Genomic DNA, 16,685 nt, shown 5'->3' with positions numbered 1-16,685 from the left:
TCACACCTGCTTGTCCCCATCTCACCCTCAACGTATTTTTACCATTAAAAATGGCATTGTTGAGGTCTATCCACATGAAAGGACAAGAAACGCGTGGTTTTCAGTCAGAAGTTAAACAACTTCTGCACCTGATGATCCATTCTCTTTATTCCAATAAAGAAATCTTCCTGCGTGAACTCATCTCTAACGCCTCAGATGCGGCGGACAAGCTGCGTTTCCGCGCTCTGTCAAACCCGGACCTGTATGAAGGAGATGGCGAGCTGCGTGTGCGCGTCTCTTTCGATAAAGATAAGCGTACGTTGACCATTGCCGATAACGGCGTGGGGATGAATCGTGATGAGGTGATTGACCACTTAGGCACCATTGCCAAGTCCGGCACCAAATCTTTCCTCGAATCAATGGGGTCCGATCAGGCGAAAGATAGCCAGCTCATTGGTCAGTTTGGCGTAGGCTTCTACTCCGCGTTTATTGTGGCCGATAAAGTGACCGTACGTACTCGTGCGGCAGGCGACAAGCCGGAAAATGGCGTGTTCTGGGAATCGGCAGGCGAAGGCGAATACACCGTTGCCGATATCACCAAAAATGACCGTGGTACGGAAATCACCTTACACCTGCGTGAAGGCGAAGATGAATTCCTCGATGACTGGCGCGTACGCTCAATTATCAGTAAATATTCCGATCACATCGCATTGCCGGTAGAGATTGAAAAACGGGAAGAAAAAGACGGCGAAACCGTGATTTCCTGGGAGAAAATCAACAAGGCCCAGGCGTTGTGGACCCGTAACAAGTCGGAAATTAAAGACGACGAGTACAACGAGTTTTACAAGCACATCGCGCATGATTTCACCGATCCGCTGACCTGGAGCCACAACCGCGTGGAAGGTAAGCAGGAGTACACCAGCCTGCTGTATATCCCGTCGCAGGCGCCGTGGGATCTGTGGAACCGCGATCACAAACATGGTCTGAAGCTGTACGTACAGCGCGTGTTCATTATGGACGATGCCGAGCAGTTCATGCCGAACTATCTGCGTTTCGTGCGCGGCCTGATTGATTCTAATGACCTGCCGTTGAACGTCTCCCGTGAAATCCTGCAGGACAGCACGGTAACGCGTAATCTGCGCAGCGCCCTAACCAAACGCGTTCTGCAAATGTTGGAAAAACTGGCGAAAGACGACGCGGAAAAATACCAAACCTTCTGGAAACAGTTCGGTCTGGTGTTGAAAGAAGGCCCGGCGGAAGATCACGCCAACCAGGAAGCGATCGCTAAACTGTTGCGCTTTGCCTCCACCCATACCGACTCTTCCGCTCAGACCGTGTCGCTGGAAGATTACGTCTCCCGGATGAAAGAAGGGCAGGAAAAAATCTACTACATCACCGCAGACAGCTATGCGGCGGCGAAAAACAGCCCGCACCTGGAGCTGCTGCGTAAGAAAGGCATCGAAGTGCTGCTGCTCTCCGATCGCATCGACGAGTGGATGATGAACTACCTGACCGAGTTTGACGGTAAAGCATTCCAGTCGGTCGCTAAAGCCGATGAATCCATCGAAAAACTGGCGGATGAAGTCGACGAAAACGCGAAAGAAGCGGAAAAGGTGCTTGAGCCGTTCGTGGAGCGTGTCAAAACCCTGCTGGGCGATCGCGTGAAAGACGTGCGTCTGACGCACCGTTTAACCGACACGCCGGCGATTGTCACCACCGATGCGGATGAAATGAGCACCCAGATGGCGAAACTGTTCGCCGCGGCTGGTCAGTCCGTGCCGGAAGTGAAATACATCTTTGAGCTCAACCCGGATCATGTGCTGGTTAAACGCACTGCCGATACCAAGGATGAAGCGCAGTTTAAAGAGTGGGTTGAGCTGCTGCTGGATCAGGCGCTGTTCGCTGAACGCGGTACGCTGGAAGATCCGAACCAGTTTATCCGCCGTATGAACCAGTTGCTGGTGTCCTGATAACGCTCATCTGATTGCCGGATAGCGACGCGAAGCATCTTATCCGGCCTACGGGCGAGTACTGTTTGTAGGCCGGATAAGCGCCAGCGCCATCCGGCATTTTTTATAATGCCTTCTCTTTTCTGGATTTCTCTTCGTTAACCGTTTCAGCATCAGGCGGCTTCCTTGAGCGAAATGCGTGATGGTGGTATCGTTTAGCGCTTTTTAAAAAATATCGACAACCTTTGAGGGGATTTTCGTAATGCGTATTATTCTGCTTGGCGCTCCGGGCGCGGGTAAAGGAACTCAGGCTCAGTTCATCATGGAGAAATATGGTATTCCGCAAATCTCCACTGGCGATATGCTGCGCGCCGCAGTGAAATCAGGCTCCGAGTTGGGCAAACAGGCGAAAGATATCATGGACGCCGGTAAACTGGTGACCGATGAACTGGTGATTGCGCTGGTTAAAGAGCGTATCGCCCAGGAAGACTGCCGTAACGGTTTTCTGCTGGACGGTTTCCCGCGCACGATCCCGCAGGCTGACGCGATGAAAGAAGCGGGTATTGTCGTGGATTACGTGCTGGAATTCGACGTACCGGACGAACTGATCGTTGACCGTATTGTGGGCCGTCGCGTACACGCCGCCTCTGGCCGCGTTTACCACGTAAAGTTTAATCCGCCGAAAGTGGAAGGCAAAGATGACGTCACCGGCGAAGATCTGACGACCCGTAAAGACGATCAGGAAGAGACCGTTCGCAAACGTCTGGTGGAATATCATCAGATGACCGCGCCGCTGATTGGCTACTACCAGAAAGAAGCGGAAGCGGGCAACACCAAATACGCTAAAGTTGACGGTACGCAGGCCGTTGCCGACGTGCGCGCAGCGCTGGAAAAAATCCTCGGTTAATTTTTTCGCGTAGTGAAGCACTTATCAGGCCTGCTGTTATCCCGCAAGCCTGATAAGCGTAACGCCATCAGGCAATCGGTGCCGGATGGCGGCCTGAACGCCTTATCCGGCCTACTGGCATCGTTAGCGCCATTCGGCAAATTCTCGTCTTACCTCTCGCAGCAATTAGTTCTTCTTTATCACTTTTCCGCTACAATTATCAACAATTTGAATAGATAAGAGGCGGCAATGCGTCAGACGAAAACCGGTATCCTGCTGGCTAACCTTGGCACGCCAGATGCCCCAACTCCTGAAGCGGTAAAGCGTTACCTGAAACAATTTTTAAGCGACAGACGCGTGGTGGATACTCCTCGTCTGCTGTGGTGGCCGCTGCTGCGTGGCGTTATTTTACCGCTGCGTTTGCCGCGCGTCGCGAAACTCTATCAATCTATCTGGATGGATGGCGGTTCGCCGCTCATGGTATATAGCCGCGAACAGCAACAGGCGCTGGCCGCGCGGTTGCCAGATACGCCCGTCGCGCTGGGGATGAGCTACGGCTCGCCCTCGCTGGAAAGCGCTGTCGATGAACTGTTAGCAAGCGACGTCGACCATATCGTCGTGCTGCCGTTGTACCCGCAATACTCTTGCTCAACGGTGGGCGCAGTCTGGGACGAACTGGGGCGGATACTGGCGCGTAAACGTCGTATTCCCGGTATCTCATTTATTCGCGATTACGCGGATGACGGCGCTTATATCGATGCGCTGGCGAAAAGCGCGCGTGAGTCGTTCGCCAGACACGGCGAGCCGGATGTGCTTCTGCTCTCTTATCACGGCATTCCACAACGTTATGCGGATGAAGGCGATGACTACCCGCAGCGCTGTCGCGATACCACGCGCGAACTGGTTTCCGCATTGGGACTGCCGCCGGAAAAGGTAATGATGACGTTCCAGTCGCGCTTTGGCCGTGAACCGTGGCTGACGCCGTACACCGATGAAACGCTAAAAATGTTGGGTGAAAAGGGGACGGGCCATATTCAGGTCATGTGTCCGGGGTTTGCCGCGGATTGTCTGGAGACGCTGGAAGAGATAGCGGAACAGAATCGCGAGATTTTCCTTGAAGCGGGCGGTAAAAAATATGCGTACATTCCGGCGCTGAACGCGACGCCGGAACATATTGATATGATGCTGAAACTCACGGCGCCGTACCGTTAACGCGGCGTCTTCATCCTCGCCATAAAGAAGCGTGCGCCGTCCTGCAAGGCATCGTCGGCGATTGTCATCATTCGCGAATAGTGCAGAAAGGCGTGCAGCGTGCCGGGATACATTTTGTATTCGCAGGGCTGTTGGTGCGCCTGTAATGTCTGGTGCAGCAAGCGGCTGTCATCAATGAGCGGATCAAACTCCGCGCTGGCAATAAAGCAGGGCGGCACATCGCGCGTGAGATCGTTATTAAACAGACAATACCAGGGCGATTCCCGATCTTCATCGTTACGCAGATAGGCCTTTTCGTACATGTCCAGATCTTCACGCGTCAGGCCGTCCCATGCGCCGCCGAACAGACGGCGGCTTACCGAGTCCTGCAACCCATACAGCCCATACCACAACAGAATCGCGATAAGGTTACCGCAGCGAATGTGCTTATCACGTAGCCAGAGCGCGCTGGCAAGCGCCAGCATGGCGCCTGCGGAATCCCCGGCGAAACCGATTTTCTCCACGTTGAGCGAGTATTCATCGGCATGTTGAGAGAAGTAGCTGCATACCGCGACGGTTTCTTCAATGGCCTGCGGATAACGCGCTTGTGGCGACAGCGAATAATCAATACCGATCACGGTACAGCCGGTATAACGCGCCAGCAGACGCATTATCCGGTCATGCGTATCCAGATTACCGAGGATAAATCCGCCGCCGTGCAGATAGTATAAGGTGGCCTGGCTGGTCGGCTGCGGCGAGTAGAGCCGGGTTGTTACATCGCCATAAGGCGTAGGGACGGCGCAGGTGCGGGTGGTCATGGACGGCGCGTCGGCATTCCAGAAACGGCGCTCAAGAAGATAATACTGACGCTGGGTCTCAATATCGCCATCGGCAGGCCAGGGGGGAAGGCCTGGTTGCTGGAAGTTTACGACGGCTTTCATTTCGTCTGACAGTCGGGTGAGTACGGGAATTTTATTTTCCGGCTTCATAAAACGCTCCTTGTGAAAGTGAACCATTGTAAAAAACGCGGCTGGAGAAACTGCGATCTCGTCGTCCGATATTGAAACGCCATCGTCCGTCGCGCGCAGCAGGGGGAATGTGCTACCATGCAGCGCTCCGTTATTCATCCGTAAGCACAATCATGAAATTTCCCGGTAAACGTAAATCCAAACACTATTTTCCCGTCAATGCGCGTGACCCGTTGTTGCAACAAATTCAGCCAGAACAGGAAACCAACGCCTCCTGGGTCGTCGGTATCGACCAGACGTTGGTGGATATTGAGGCGAAAGTGGATGACGATTTTATTACACGCTATGGATTAAGCGCCGGGCATTCTCTGGTGATAGAAGACGAGGTGGCGGAGAAGCTGTATCAGGAACTGACGCGGGAAAATCTGATCACCCATCAGTTTGCTGGCGGCACCATAGGCAATACGATGCACAATTACTCGGTACTGGCGGATGACTGTTCGGTGTTACTGGGCGTGATGTGCAGCAACATTGAGATTGGCAGCTACGCTTATCGCTACCTGTGTAATACTTCCAGCCGTACCGACCTGAATTATCTGCAAGCGGTAGATGGCCCGATTGGCCGCTGTTTCACGCTGATTGGCGAATCCGGCGAGCGTACCTTCGCTATCAGCCCCGGCCATATGAATCAGTTACGGGCGGAAAGTATTCCGGAAGCGGTGATCGCTGGCGCTTCCGCGCTGGTGTTGACCTCATATCTGGTGCGCTGTAAGCCTGGCGAACCGATGCCTGACGCGACGATGAAAGCGATCGAATACGCGAAAAAGCATAACGTGCCGGTTGTCATGACGCTGGGCACCAAATTTGTGATCGCCGATAATCCGCAGTGGTGGCAGGCGTTTCTCAAAGAGAATGTCTCGATTCTGGCAATGAATGAAGAAGAAGCGGAAGCGCTGACCGGCGAAAACGACCCGCTGCTGGCGGCGGATAAGGCGCTGGACTGGGTCGACCTGGTGTTATGCACCGCCGGGCCGATAGGGTTATATATGGCGGGCTTCACCGAAGAGGAAGCAAAACGTAAAACCCAGCATCCGCTGCTACCGGGAGCTATTGCTGAATTTAACCAGTATGAATTTAGCCGGGCAATGCGCCATAAAGATTGTATTAATCCGCTGCGCGTTTATTCGCATATTGCGCCGTATATGGGCGGGCCGGAAAAAATCATGAACACCAACGGCGCGGGCGATGGCGCGCTGGCGGCGCTGCTGCACGATATTACGGCGAACAGTTACCATCGTAGCAACGTACCGAACTCCAGTAAGCACAAATTTACCTGGCTGACCTATTCGTCGCTGGCGCAGGTGTGTAAATATGCTAACCGTGTCAGTTATCAGGTACTGAACCAGCATTCTCCGCGTCTGACACGCGGGCTGCCGGAACGTGAGGACAGCCTGGAAGAGTCGTACTGGGATCGCTAATCTGGCTTGCCCGATGGCGCTGCGCGCATCGGGCCGTCCGGCAAACCCTTAACTGGCGACGACTTCACCCGCGGGCGGCGTTTCAAGCAGTTCCAGCATCGCCCGGGCAATTTCTCGCTCGCCCATCACTACCTGATTGGCTCCCCGCTCGGTAATATATTTCACTTCATCATCATAGTGCGCGCGGGCGATTATCTCGATATCAGGACTTTTTTCCCGCGCTGAGGCGACAATCTCACCGGCTTCGTAACCGTTGGGGATGGTCAATAACAGCCAGCGGGCGCAGTCCAGATGCGCCAGATTCATGATTTCTTCGTTAGCGGCGTTGCCCAGTACGGCGCGAATCCCGCGTTCGCGCAGTTCATCCACGCGGGTACGGGACGTTTCGATAACCACCAGCGGAATCCCCGCCGCCAGTAATTTTTCTCCCAGCAGACTGCCTACGCGGCCAAAACCCACCAGCAGGGCATGATTACAGATATCCACCGGAATTTGCTTCTCTTCTTCGATAGCCTCTTCCAGAGTTTGCTCTTCCAGCGTTTCGGTTTTCGCCAGATACTTCTCCAGCAGGGTAAACAGTACGGGATTAAGCATAATCGACAAAATAGCGCCTGCCAGCACCAGGTTCTGTCCCGCTTGCGGCAGCAGATTGAGCGCCATGCCGAGTCCGGCGAGAATAAAGGCGAATTCGCCGATTTGCGCCAGGCTGGCGGCAATGGTCAGCGCGGTTCGCGGCGAGTGGCCGAACATACGCACCAGGAAAAACGCAGCGATCGATTTACCAAAGACGATAATGGCAAGCGTCGCCAACACCGCCAGCGGCTGTTGGATCAAGACTAACGGATCGAACAACATGCCGACGGAAACAAAAAACAGGACGGCAAAGGCGTCGCGCAGCGGCAACGTATCGTGCGCCGCCCGGTGACTCAGTTCCGACTCATTAAGCACCATTCCAGCGAAGAACGCGCCCAGCGCAAAAGAGACGTCAAACAGCTCTACCGCGCCAAACGCAATGCCTAACGCCAGCGCCAGTACGGAAAGGGTAAATAACTCGCGCGAGCCGGTGGCGGCGCTGCGGGCCATAATCCACGGCACCAGGCGGCGTCCGACCAGCATCATGATGGCGATAAACGCCACCACTTTACCAATGGTTATCCCCATATCGACTGTCAGCGAGGCTATGCCGACATCGCCTTTTTCCACCATGCCGGCAACGGCGGGCAGCAAGACCAGCGTCAGCACCATCACCAGATCTTCGACAATCAGCCAGCCGATGGCGATTTGCCCGCGCTGGCTATCAAGGAGTTGTCGCTCCTCAAGCGCGCGCAGCAGGACGACGGTACTGGCGGTAGACAGACAGAGCCCAAAAACGATGCCGGTCATTAATGACCATCCCAGCACGGCGGAAAGCGCCATACCCAACAGCGTCGCCACCGCTATCTGAGCGACAGCGCCGGGAATGGCGATAGACTTTACCGCCATCAAATCCTTCAGCGAAAAATGCAGCCCGACGCCGAACATCAATAGAATCACGCCGAGCTCCGCCAGCTCCGGTGCCAGTTTGGTATCCGCAACAAAACCCGGGGTAAAAGGTCCCGCCAGAACGCCCGCTAACAGATATCCCACCAGTGGAGAAATACGCAATTTGTTGGCAATCATGCCGAGAATAAAAGCGAGCACAAGGCCGCCGACAATGGTGGTGATAAGCGGGGTAGCGTGATGCATTCCGTCTCCTTTGGTTGCTGGACTCCAAAACTCCGGGTAATAGTTTATGACAATTTCAATCAGGATGTTTATAAAAAATGGTTGTGTTTTATAAAAAAATACAATCTGACGGTAAAAAGAGCACGGAACGGAAAAGGGATAAGTATGGGATAGGCAAAGCATGATGGCATCGGGATGTACAGGCGGTTAAAGCGTACCTTTAACCGCCATAAAATCACGCTTTATGTCGATTATCAGGTAAGAATATGGTCAGTATCCCCAGAAGCGGCAGGAAAGCACATATTTTATAAACTAAATAGATACTGGTATGGTCGGCAATCAGCCCCAGCACCGCTGCGCCCAAGCCTCCCATCCCGAAGGCAAACCCGAAAAACAGGCCGGAAACCATACCGATGCGTCCTGGCAGCAACTCCTGGGCATACACCAGAATGGCGGAAAACGCCGACGCGAGAATAAAGCCGATAATCACCGTTAAAATCCCCGTCCAGTACAGCGTGGCGTAGGGTAAAACAAGGGTAAACGGCGCGACGCCGAGAATAGAGCCCCAAATCACATATTTCCTGCCGATTTTATCGCCCACCGGCCCGCCGATTACCGTCCCGGCAGCCACCGCAAACAGGAAGGCAAACAGATGGAGCTGCGCGTTTTGTATTGATAATCCGAATTTTTGCATCAGATAAAAGGTGTAGTAGCTACTGATGCTCGCCATATAAAAATATTTCGAGAAAATGAGTAGCAATAACACGCTGACCGCCAGCACGACTTTATTGCGCGGCAGCGGGTTAGCGATTATCGCTTTTGGCTTGCCTTTCGCTATCCGGTGCTGGGCTGCATACCAGCGGCTGATCTGCGCCAGCACCACGATCGCCAGCAGCGCGGCCAGCACAAACCAGGCGACATTCCCTTTGCCATAGGGCGCGATAATCACGGCGGCCAGCAGCGGGCCCAATGAACTGCCGAAGTTACCGCCGACCTGGAAGATAGACTGCGCCAGACCATGACGTCCGCCGGAGGCCATGCGCGCCACGCGGGACGATTCCGGGTGAAAAACGGACGAGCCGGTACCCACCAGCGCCGCAGCGAGCAATACGCCGCCAAAACTTCCCGCCATTGCCAGCAGTACCAGCCCGCTCAGGGTAAAACACATGCCGACAGGCAGCGACCACGGCATGGGATATTTATCCGTCCAGTAGCCGACGACCGGTTGCAGCAGCGATGAGGCGAGCTGGAACGTCAGGGTGATCAAACCTATCTGGACGAAAGTCAGCGAAAACTCTGCCTGCAACAGGGGATAAATGGCTAAGATTAGCGACTGGATCATATCGTTCAGCAGATGGGAAAGACTGATCGCGCCCAAAATACCAAACGAAGTACGTGCTTTAGCGGCCGCTGCGGGCGCGCCGGCTAACGGCTGGGTTGGTTCACTCATGGCCATAGAAAGTCACTTAAATTTTATGCGATGTTGGAGATAGTAGGATGTGTAATTATTACTTGCCTAACATACCTGTGAAATGTGTTTGAAGGAAGTCTCAATTCTGAAAACATATTTGTCTATTATTGCAAGGAAAGGTAATTTCTGCGGTTGATATTGAGTCAGGGAGAGAAAGATGAAATTTTTGAAACGGGGTGTGGCGCTGGCGTTACTGGCGGCGTTCGCGCTGACGACTCAGCCTGCACAGGCTTACGAAAAAGATAAAACCTATAAAATTACTATCCTGCATACCAACGATCACCACGGTCACTTCTGGCGCAGCGAATATGGCGAATATGGTCTGGCGGCGCAAAAAACGCTGGTGGACAGTATCCGTAAAGAGGTGGCGCAAGAGGGGGGAAGCGTCCTGTTGTTATCCGGCGGCGACATTAATACCGGGGTGCCGGAATCCGATCTCCAGGATGCGGAGCCCGATTCCCGCGGGATGAATCTGATTGGCTACGACGCTATGGCCGTCGGTAATCATGAATTTGATAATCCGCTCACCGTATTGCGCCAGCAGGAAAAGTGGGCGAAGTTTCCCTTTCTTTCCGCCAATATTTATCAAAAAAGTACCGGCGAGCGTCTGTTTAAGCCGTGGGCTATTTTTACACGCCAGGATATAAAAATCGCGGTAATCGGCTTAACCACCGATGACACGGCGAAAATAGGCAACCCGGAATATTTCACCGATATTGAGTTTCGTAAACCTGCTGAAGAAGCAAAGGTGGTGATTCAGGAACTTAATATGAATGAAAAACCGGACGTGATTATCGCGACCACGCATATGGGACATTATGACAACGGCGATCACGGTTCGAACGCGCCGGGCGACGTTGAGATGGCGCGTAGCCTGCCTGCCGGTTCGTTGGCGATGATTGTGGGCGGTCACTCACAAGATCCGGTATGTATGGCGTCGGAAAATAAAAAACAGGTGAATTACGTACCGGGAACGCCCTGCGCGCCGGATAAGCAAAATGGTATCTGGATCGTGCAGGCGCATGAGTGGGGTAAATATGTGGGCCGCGCGGATTTCGAATTCCGTAACGGCGAGATGAAAATGGTTAACTACCAGCTTATTCCGGTAAATCTCAAGAAAAAAGTGACCTGGGATAACGGGAAAAGCGAGCGTGTACTTTACACGCCGGAAATCGCCGAAAATCCGCAAATGCTCTCGTTATTAACGCCGTTCCAGAATAAAGGTAAAGCGCAACTGGAGGTGAAAATTGGTAGCGTGAATGGCCTTCTTGAAGGCGATCGCAGTAAGGTCAGATTTGTCCAGACCAATATGGGACGGGTGATTCTGGCTGCGCAGATCGCGCGCACCGGCGCCGATTTTGGCGTGATGAGCGGCGGCGGTATTCGCGACTCGATTGAGGCGGGAGATATTACCTATAAAAGCGTGCTCAAGGTACAGCCGTTCGGCAACATTGTGGTGTATGCCGATATGAGCGGCAAAGAGGTGGTTGATTATCTCACCGCCGTAGCACAGATGAAACCGGACTCCGGCGCCTATCCACAGTTCGCCAATGTGAGCTTTGTCGCCAAAGAGGGCAAGCTCACCGATCTGAAAATCAAAGGCGAGCCTGTTGATCCGGCTAAAACCTATCGCATGGCGACGCTGAGTTTCAACGCCACGGGCGGCGATGGTTATCCGCGCATCGATAACAAACCGGGATACGTGAATACCGGGTTTATTGACGCGGAAGTGCTGAAAGAGTTTATTCAGCAGAATTCACCGCTGGATGCGGCGGCGTTTACGCCAAATGGCGAGGTGAGCTGGCTGTAGCGGTACGGATAGCCATCACTGCCTGATGGCGCGCAGCCTTAAGGCCTACGGATTATGTCTGCTGTAGGCCGGATAAGGCGTTTGCGCCGCTATCCGGCAATGTATTTTACGCAGGCTTAATCCCGACGCGCGATATCAGCGAATTTAGCACCCAGTATGGCGGCCAAATCGTCAGCCGCCAGTTCAATATCCAGCCCGCGTTTACCACCGGAAACATAAATAGTGGCAAACGTGCGGGCTGGCGCGTCAATCAGCGTAGGCAGCCGTTTCTTCTGTCCCAGCGGACTGATCCCGCCGACCAGATATCCCGTGGTGCGTTGCGCCACCATCGGGTCGGCCATATCGACCTTTTTCGCGCCCAGAGCTTTGGCGACTTTTTTCAAATCCAGCTGCCCGGCTACAGGCGTCACAGCGACGGCCAGTTGCTTCATATCGCCATTCACGGCAACCAAAAGCGTTTTATACACCTGATCGGCGTTTAGCCCGAGCTTACGCACCACTTCATCGCCAAAGTTAGTTTCATTCGGATCGTGATCGTAGGTGTGAATGTTAAACGGAATCTTGTTTTTTTCGAGTAACTTAACTGCGGGTGTCATAACGTTCCTTCTTACTACAGACGTGATTTGCCATCAGCATACGCCCGAAAGCGGACTAAAAAATAGTATAATCTTGTGCATTAGGTCTTGGCAGTTGCGGCAACTTTGAGCGACAATCTGAAGATCCGAAGCGAAAGCGTCGGGATAATAATAACGATGAAATTCCTCTTTGACGGGCCAATAGCGATATTGGCCATTTTTTTATTTCAATATTTGCGGTAGGTTGCCTTCGCCGTACAGATGTAGCGCCCCTACGGCTACCACGTAGCGTCCCGGCGGCAGTGCCAGCAGCGCGTCGCGCCAGGCTTCATTGCGTTTCACCATCAGTACATCATACAGCGGCTGGCTAAACGTTCTGGGGAGCGAAGCGCCGACGCTGGTCGGCGGCTGTTCAAGCCACCAGCCGATCATCACCTGCAAAAGCCGTGCGTTGGTGTGCCAGTGCGTCAGCGTGTCGTCGAGCAGCGCCATCCCGCCATCGGGCAGATCGCATAGTAGTTCGAGCTGGTGTTTCGCCCCTTCCAGCTCTTGCACCGGCAGCGACATTTCGCGGGCAGCCTGTAATAGCTGATAATCAATGCCATAGTCCGGGCGCAATCCCAGCCGTTGCGCCTGCGTGGCCTGTAGCACCATAGCTATCTGCCATAAAGGTTGATTATCAAAATGGATCAGCGGCATACCCAACTCACTGACCCGTTTTTCCAGTGCGCTTAGCTGCCCGGCGCTGAGACGTTCGACCAACGGCGGGCATTTGGGGAGATTGCTGAATGGCGTTTCATTACCAGAAATATCCGCTTCAACGACCAGCGCATCGGCCTGGCGTAGCTTTTTCACCAGCTTTGCTGGAAGAGGAGCCATATCGCGCGTTCCCATATGGATACTGCCAACCAGATGCAGATGACGACCACCGGGCAGGGAGAGATCGATAGCAGGCCAACTATTTGGGGTACCACGCAGCGCGCGCCATAAACGTTTAAGTTGATTTAATAGCTCCATACGCGCTCCCTTTGAAAAAGCTCATGCTAGCGCGTTGGAGAAAAGGGCGCAATGCGCCCTGACGGGACGTCAACGATCGGTCGGGTTATTCGCTACCGTCGAGATAGGCCGTTCTGGCGATGGTCATTTCAAGCTGGCATTTATAAATACTGATGCGCTTTTCAGCAGGTATGGCCTCGGATTTTGCATCGCTAAGTTTGCCGCACTGCTGCTCTTTTTGGGTCACCCAGACTCGCTGCTCTTGTTTTAATGCCGTTCGGGCAGAGGCGGGTAGCGATTTCCAGACCTGATTAAGCTCGCGATCTCTACTCTCAAATTTCTTTGCTGCGATTTCAATCAGTGAGTTATTTTTTTCTTTATAATGCTATCACCAGATACCGTCATTCTTGCCATTACATAAATAGACCGCGCCAATTTATCGATTTTCTGCACAGGGGTGACAACAATATCTTTGTTGTTGTCTGCTAGCTGAATATTGTAGTTAACCTGTTTCCAGGTCACCGTATTGTTTATTACCTGTCCATCCCCTTGTGAAATATAGAATAGAGTATTTGGTAAGTCTTTCATTAATTTAAACAATGGCTGAGGAATACTCATGGCGACGGTAGCCGAGCAAGTTCGTAGGTTGGCATTTTCTGGTTGAGGGTTCTGCGTGATTACATCACTGAATTGAACAGGAATAGCCCGGAGTTGCTGCTCGTATTGAGTCTGGGGGATATCGAAGAAAAGCGTGGAGGGCTCTTTAATATAGTCTTGCTGTAAACGACCTAATGCTTCATTGTAAATCCATTCTTTTGCCGCCGTGACTGCATTATCGTTGCCACATTTTAACTCTGGAGTGGAATCAAATAACCCTGCATAACTGACGGCGGGAGAAAGCAGGAAAAGAAGCGGAACTGCTTTTCTAAACATAAATAACACATCCTTATGATTCAAAAAAACATTATAAAATGTTGTTTTTTATTTTTCTACAGGATGTGCGGTTAAATTTTTATATATTGATACGGTAAATTACTGATGGCTTAATAATATATCAGGCAGCTGATGCTGCCTGATAGAGACTTTTTACGCTTTCGGTTTAAAGCGTAATAGCCGGTTGGCATTGCTTACGACGGTAATGGAAGACAGCGCCATTGCCGCGCCCGCTACTACCGGGTTTAACAAGGTACCGGTAAACGGCCACAGAATACCGGCGGCCACCGGGATACCAATGCTGTTGTAGATAAATGCGCCAAGCAGGTTTTGCTTCATATTGCGCAACGTCGCGCGCGAAATGGCCAGCGCATCCGCCACGCCCATCAGACTATGGCGCATCAGCGTAATCGCCGCGGTTTCAATCGCCACATCGCTGCCGCCGCCCATCGCGATACCGACGTCCGCCTGCGCCAGCGCGGGCGCATCGTTGATACCATCGCCGACCATCGCAACCTGACGACCCTGGCTTTGCAGACGTTTAATCGCATCGGCTTTGCCATCCGGCAGAACGCCCGCAATCACTTCATCAATACCCGCTTCTTTGGCAATCGCGTTAGCCGTCGTTGGGTTATCCCCGGTGAGCATTACCAGACGGTATCCGGCGTTGTGCAGGCGTTCAAGCGCGGCAATACTATCGCTGCGCAATGGATCGCGTACCGCCAGTAACGCCGCCGCTTTACCGTCAATCGCCAGCAGGACCGGAGTCGAGCCTTGCGAGGCCTGCGCGGTGATTTCCGCCGTCATGTCATCCGTGGCGACGTGCTGTTCGTTCAGCAACGCCTGGTTCCCCAGAAGCAGTTGATGACCTTCCGCTTCACCGCTGACGCCCAGTCCGCGCAGCGTTCTGAAACCGTTCACCTGCGGCAGTTTATCATCGCCGGCTTTTTCCAGAATCGCATGGGCCAGCGGGTGGCTGGAGCCTTGTTCGAGCGCGGCAGCCAGACGTAATGCCTGAGCTTCCTCAACGCCGTTAAAGGTTTTTATCGCCACCACTTGCGGCTTGCCTTCCGTCAGCGTCCCGGTTTTATCAAAAACGAGGGTATCCAACGTACTGGCGCGTTGCAGGGCATCGGCGTCGCGTACCAGCACGCTGAATTCGGCCGCGCGGCCTACGCCGGAAATAATCGACATTGGCGTCGCCAGGCCTAATGCGCAAGGGCAGGCGATAATCAGTACGGTGGTGGCGATGACCAGCGTATAAACAATTTGCGGCGCCGGCCCGAAGAAATACCAGATAGCGGCGCTGAACAGCGCAATGGCCACGACGACGGGAACGAATACCGCGGAGATTTTATCGGCCAGTTGGCCAATTTCCGGTTTACTGCTCTGCGCCTGGCGTACCATGCGAATAATGCGTGACAGCGTGGTATGACTGCCCACCGCGCTGGCGCGGAACAGGACGCTGCCGTCCTGGACGACGGTGCCGGCATGAACGCTGTCGCCTTCGCCTTTTTGCTGCGGAATGGGTTCGCCGGTCAGCATGGCTTCATCAAGCCACGCTTCGCCCTGGGTAATTTCGCCATCCACCGGCACGCGATCGCCGGTAGTGAGCCGCAGCAGCATCCCTGGCTGAACGTCCGCCAGCGGGACGCTTTTTTCGCCGTCTTCTGTCACGACGCGTGCGGTGGGCGGGGTGAGATCGAGTAATTTTTCCAGCGCTTTTGAGGAACGCTGACGGGCGCGCGCTTCCAGCATGTGTCCGAGATTAATCAGACCGATAATCATCGCGCTGGCTTCGTAATAGAGGTGCCGTGCTTCCATCGGGAACCACTGCGGCCACAGGTTGACGCTCATGGAGTAGAGCCAGGCGACCCCGGTGCCGAGCGCCACCAGCGTATCCATCGTCGCCGTGCCGTTCAGCAGGCTTTTCCACGCGTTACGGTAAAAGTGACCGCCCGCAAAGACCATCACCGCAAGCGTGATCAGGCCAATAGCCAGCCACAGGCTGCGGTTGTCGCCGGTCACCATCATGTTATCGCCGATCATCCCCCAGACCATGACCGGTATACCGACCGCTAGGGCAACGATGGCCTGCCAGCGAAAACGTTTCATGGTGGCGATGGCGGTTTCCTGCTGGCGCTCGCGGCGTTTGATGTCATCTTCAATCGCCTCTGCGCCGTAGCCGGCTTTTTCCACCGCCTGCACTAAATCAGCGGCGGACGCGCTGCCCATCACCAGCGCAGTGCGTTCCGCCAGGTTTACCCGTGCCTGCGTGACGCCCGGTACGCTTTGTAGCGCATGTTGTACGCGGGTGACACAACTGGCGCAGCTCATGCCGCTTAACAGCAACTGTTGGCTTTCTTCATCGGCCGTCGCTACCGGAAGCTCATGAGGAACCGCTGCCAGTGCTTCCGACGGGATTGATGACTCCGTCAGCGGTTTAGCCTTTGGGTGGCTTAACGTCGCGCCATACCCGGCTTGTTTGATGGTTTCAATTAACGCGTCCGCACTGGCGGTACCGGTAACGTGCGCTTCGGTTACGGTAACGTCCGCCAGCTCAACATCCGGACGTTGTTCAAGACTTTCTTTCACGCGTTTAACGCAATGACCGCAGGACAAACCGTCCAGGGTCAGGTCGATAGTTTGAGACATAGTAAAAACTCCTTTATGATTGGTCATCAATTCATTGACCTTAGTAATCGTAGTGACTCACTGTGATAAAGGTTAAACCTTCCAGCAAGG

At 53.7% G+C, this 16,685-nt stretch carries 11 protein-coding genes and 1 pseudogene; 5 read left to right on the top strand and 7 right to left on the bottom strand.

Annotation, left to right across the window (positions count from 1 at the left end; genetic code table 11):
* Positions 1 to 74: 74 nt before the first annotated feature.
* The 3 genes from htpG (at position 75) to hemH (ending at position 4,026) form a co-directional block, all read left to right on the top strand.
* Positions 75 to 1,949, top strand: a complete 1,875-nt coding sequence (gene htpG, locus ACLJRU_RS03055) for a molecular chaperone HtpG (protein ID WP_023235520.1) — start codon at positions 75 to 77, stop codon at positions 1,947 to 1,949.
* A gap of 241 nt (positions 1,950 to 2,190) precedes the next feature.
* The gene (adk, locus tag ACLJRU_RS03050) at positions 2,191 to 2,835 is read left to right on the top strand and encodes an adenylate kinase (protein ID WP_001220237.1); all 645 of its coding nucleotides are present in this window, start codon (positions 2,191 to 2,193) and stop codon (positions 2,833 to 2,835) included.
* Positions 2,836 to 3,063: 228 nt separating this feature from the next.
* Positions 3,064 to 4,026 (top strand): ferrochelatase, encoded by a 963-nt coding sequence (gene hemH, locus ACLJRU_RS03045; protein WP_038393951.1) that lies wholly within the window; start codon positions 3,064 to 3,066, stop codon positions 4,024 to 4,026.
* Here hemH and aes read toward each other — a convergent pair.
* On the bottom strand, positions 4,023 to 4,994 hold the full coding sequence (gene aes / locus ACLJRU_RS03040) for an acetyl esterase (RefSeq protein WP_001539341.1): 972 nt from the start codon (positions 4,992 to 4,994) through the stop codon (positions 4,023 to 4,025). The genes hemH and aes overlap by 4 nt on opposite strands.
* A 152-nt stretch (positions 4,995 to 5,146) precedes the next feature.
* On the opposite strand from aes, the gene gsk reads away from it, so the two are divergent.
* A complete protein-coding gene (gsk, locus tag ACLJRU_RS03035) occupies positions 5,147 to 6,451 on the top strand; it encodes an inosine/guanosine kinase (protein WP_012664390.1) in 1,305 nt (434 codons plus the stop codon).
* A gap of 48 nt (positions 6,452 to 6,499) precedes the next feature.
* Here gsk and ybaL read toward each other — a convergent pair whose 3' ends face one another.
* Both ybaL and ACLJRU_RS03025 read right to left on the bottom strand, forming a co-directional pair.
* Entirely contained in the window at positions 6,500 to 8,176 is a 1,677-nt protein-coding gene (ybaL, locus tag ACLJRU_RS03030) for a YbaL family putative K(+) efflux transporter (protein ID WP_000546209.1), read from the bottom strand.
* A gap of 214 nt (positions 8,177 to 8,390) precedes the next feature.
* On the bottom strand, positions 8,391 to 9,611 hold the full coding sequence (locus ACLJRU_RS03025; RefSeq protein WP_001251593.1) for an MFS transporter: 1,221 nt from the start codon (positions 9,609 to 9,611) through the stop codon (positions 8,391 to 8,393).
* Between the two features lie 172 nt (positions 9,612 to 9,783).
* On the opposite strand from ACLJRU_RS03025, the gene ushA reads away from it, so the two are divergent.
* A complete protein-coding gene (gene ushA / locus ACLJRU_RS03020) occupies positions 9,784 to 11,436 on the top strand; it encodes a bifunctional UDP-sugar hydrolase/5'-nucleotidase UshA (protein ID WP_023235521.1) in 1,653 nt (550 codons plus the stop codon).
* Between the two features lie 116 nt (positions 11,437 to 11,552).
* Here ushA and ybaK read toward each other — a convergent pair whose 3' ends face one another.
* The 4 genes and pseudogenes from ybaK to copA form a co-directional block, all read right to left on the bottom strand.
* Positions 11,553 to 12,032, bottom strand: a complete 480-nt coding sequence (gene ybaK, locus ACLJRU_RS03015) for a Cys-tRNA(Pro)/Cys-tRNA(Cys) deacylase YbaK (RefSeq protein WP_000186618.1) — start codon at positions 12,030 to 12,032, stop codon at positions 11,553 to 11,555.
* 201 nt (positions 12,033 to 12,233) lie between these two features.
* Positions 12,234 to 13,028: a TraB/GumN family protein gene (locus ACLJRU_RS03010; RefSeq protein ID WP_000421861.1), complete on the bottom strand. Its 795-nt coding sequence runs from the start codon at positions 13,026 to 13,028 to the stop codon at positions 12,234 to 12,236.
* Between the two features lie 85 nt (positions 13,029 to 13,113).
* Positions 13,114 to 13,940, bottom strand: a pseudogene (locus ACLJRU_RS03005) (lysozyme inhibitor LprI family protein).
* A 153-nt stretch (positions 13,941 to 14,093) separates the two neighbouring features.
* Positions 14,094 to 16,595: a copper-exporting P-type ATPase CopA gene (copA, locus tag ACLJRU_RS03000; RefSeq protein ID WP_023235523.1), complete on the bottom strand. Its 2,502-nt coding sequence runs from the start codon at positions 16,593 to 16,595 to the stop codon at positions 14,094 to 14,096.
* Positions 16,596 to 16,685 lie beyond the last annotated feature (90 nt).

Origin of the sequence: Salmonella sp. SAL00653 (genome assembly GCF_046552515.1) — a bacterium.
GTDB classification, from domain to species: domain Bacteria; phylum Pseudomonadota; class Gammaproteobacteria; order Enterobacterales; family Enterobacteriaceae; genus Salmonella; species Salmonella enterica.
Note: the sequence above shows the minus strand (reverse complement) of the source record. Positions and strands in the feature narration are given on the sequence as shown.

Excerpts from the sequence above, each read along its gene's own strand:
- ACLJRU_RS03025 (WP_001251593.1), bottom strand. The coding sequence starts at position 9,611 with ATGGCCATGAGTGAACCAACCCAGCCGTTAGCCGGCGCGCCCGCAGCG.
- ushA (WP_023235521.1), top strand. The coding sequence starts at position 9,784 with ATGAAATTTTTGAAACGGGGTGTGGCGCTGGCGTTACTGGCGGCGTTC.
- copA (WP_023235523.1), bottom strand. The coding sequence starts at position 16,595 with ATGTCTCAAACTATCGACCTGACCCTGGACGGTTTGTCCTGCGGTCAT.
- ybaK (WP_000186618.1), bottom strand. The coding sequence starts at position 12,032 with ATGACACCCGCAGTTAAGTTACTCGAAAAAAACAAGATTCCGTTTAAC.
- gsk (WP_012664390.1), top strand. The coding sequence starts at position 5,147 with ATGAAATTTCCCGGTAAACGTAAATCCAAACACTATTTTCCCGTCAAT.
- aes (WP_001539341.1), bottom strand. The coding sequence starts at position 4,994 with ATGAAGCCGGAAAATAAAATTCCCGTACTCACCCGACTGTCAGACGAA.
- hemH (WP_038393951.1), top strand. The coding sequence starts at position 3,064 with ATGCGTCAGACGAAAACCGGTATCCTGCTGGCTAACCTTGGCACGCCA.
- htpG (WP_023235520.1), top strand. The coding sequence starts at position 75 with ATGAAAGGACAAGAAACGCGTGGTTTTCAGTCAGAAGTTAAACAACTT.
- ACLJRU_RS03010 (WP_000421861.1), bottom strand. The coding sequence starts at position 13,028 with ATGGAGCTATTAAATCAACTTAAACGTTTATGGCGCGCGCTGCGTGGT.
- ybaL (WP_000546209.1), bottom strand. The coding sequence starts at position 8,176 with ATGCATCACGCTACCCCGCTTATCACCACCATTGTCGGCGGCCTTGTG.
- adk (WP_001220237.1), top strand. The coding sequence starts at position 2,191 with ATGCGTATTATTCTGCTTGGCGCTCCGGGCGCGGGTAAAGGAACTCAG.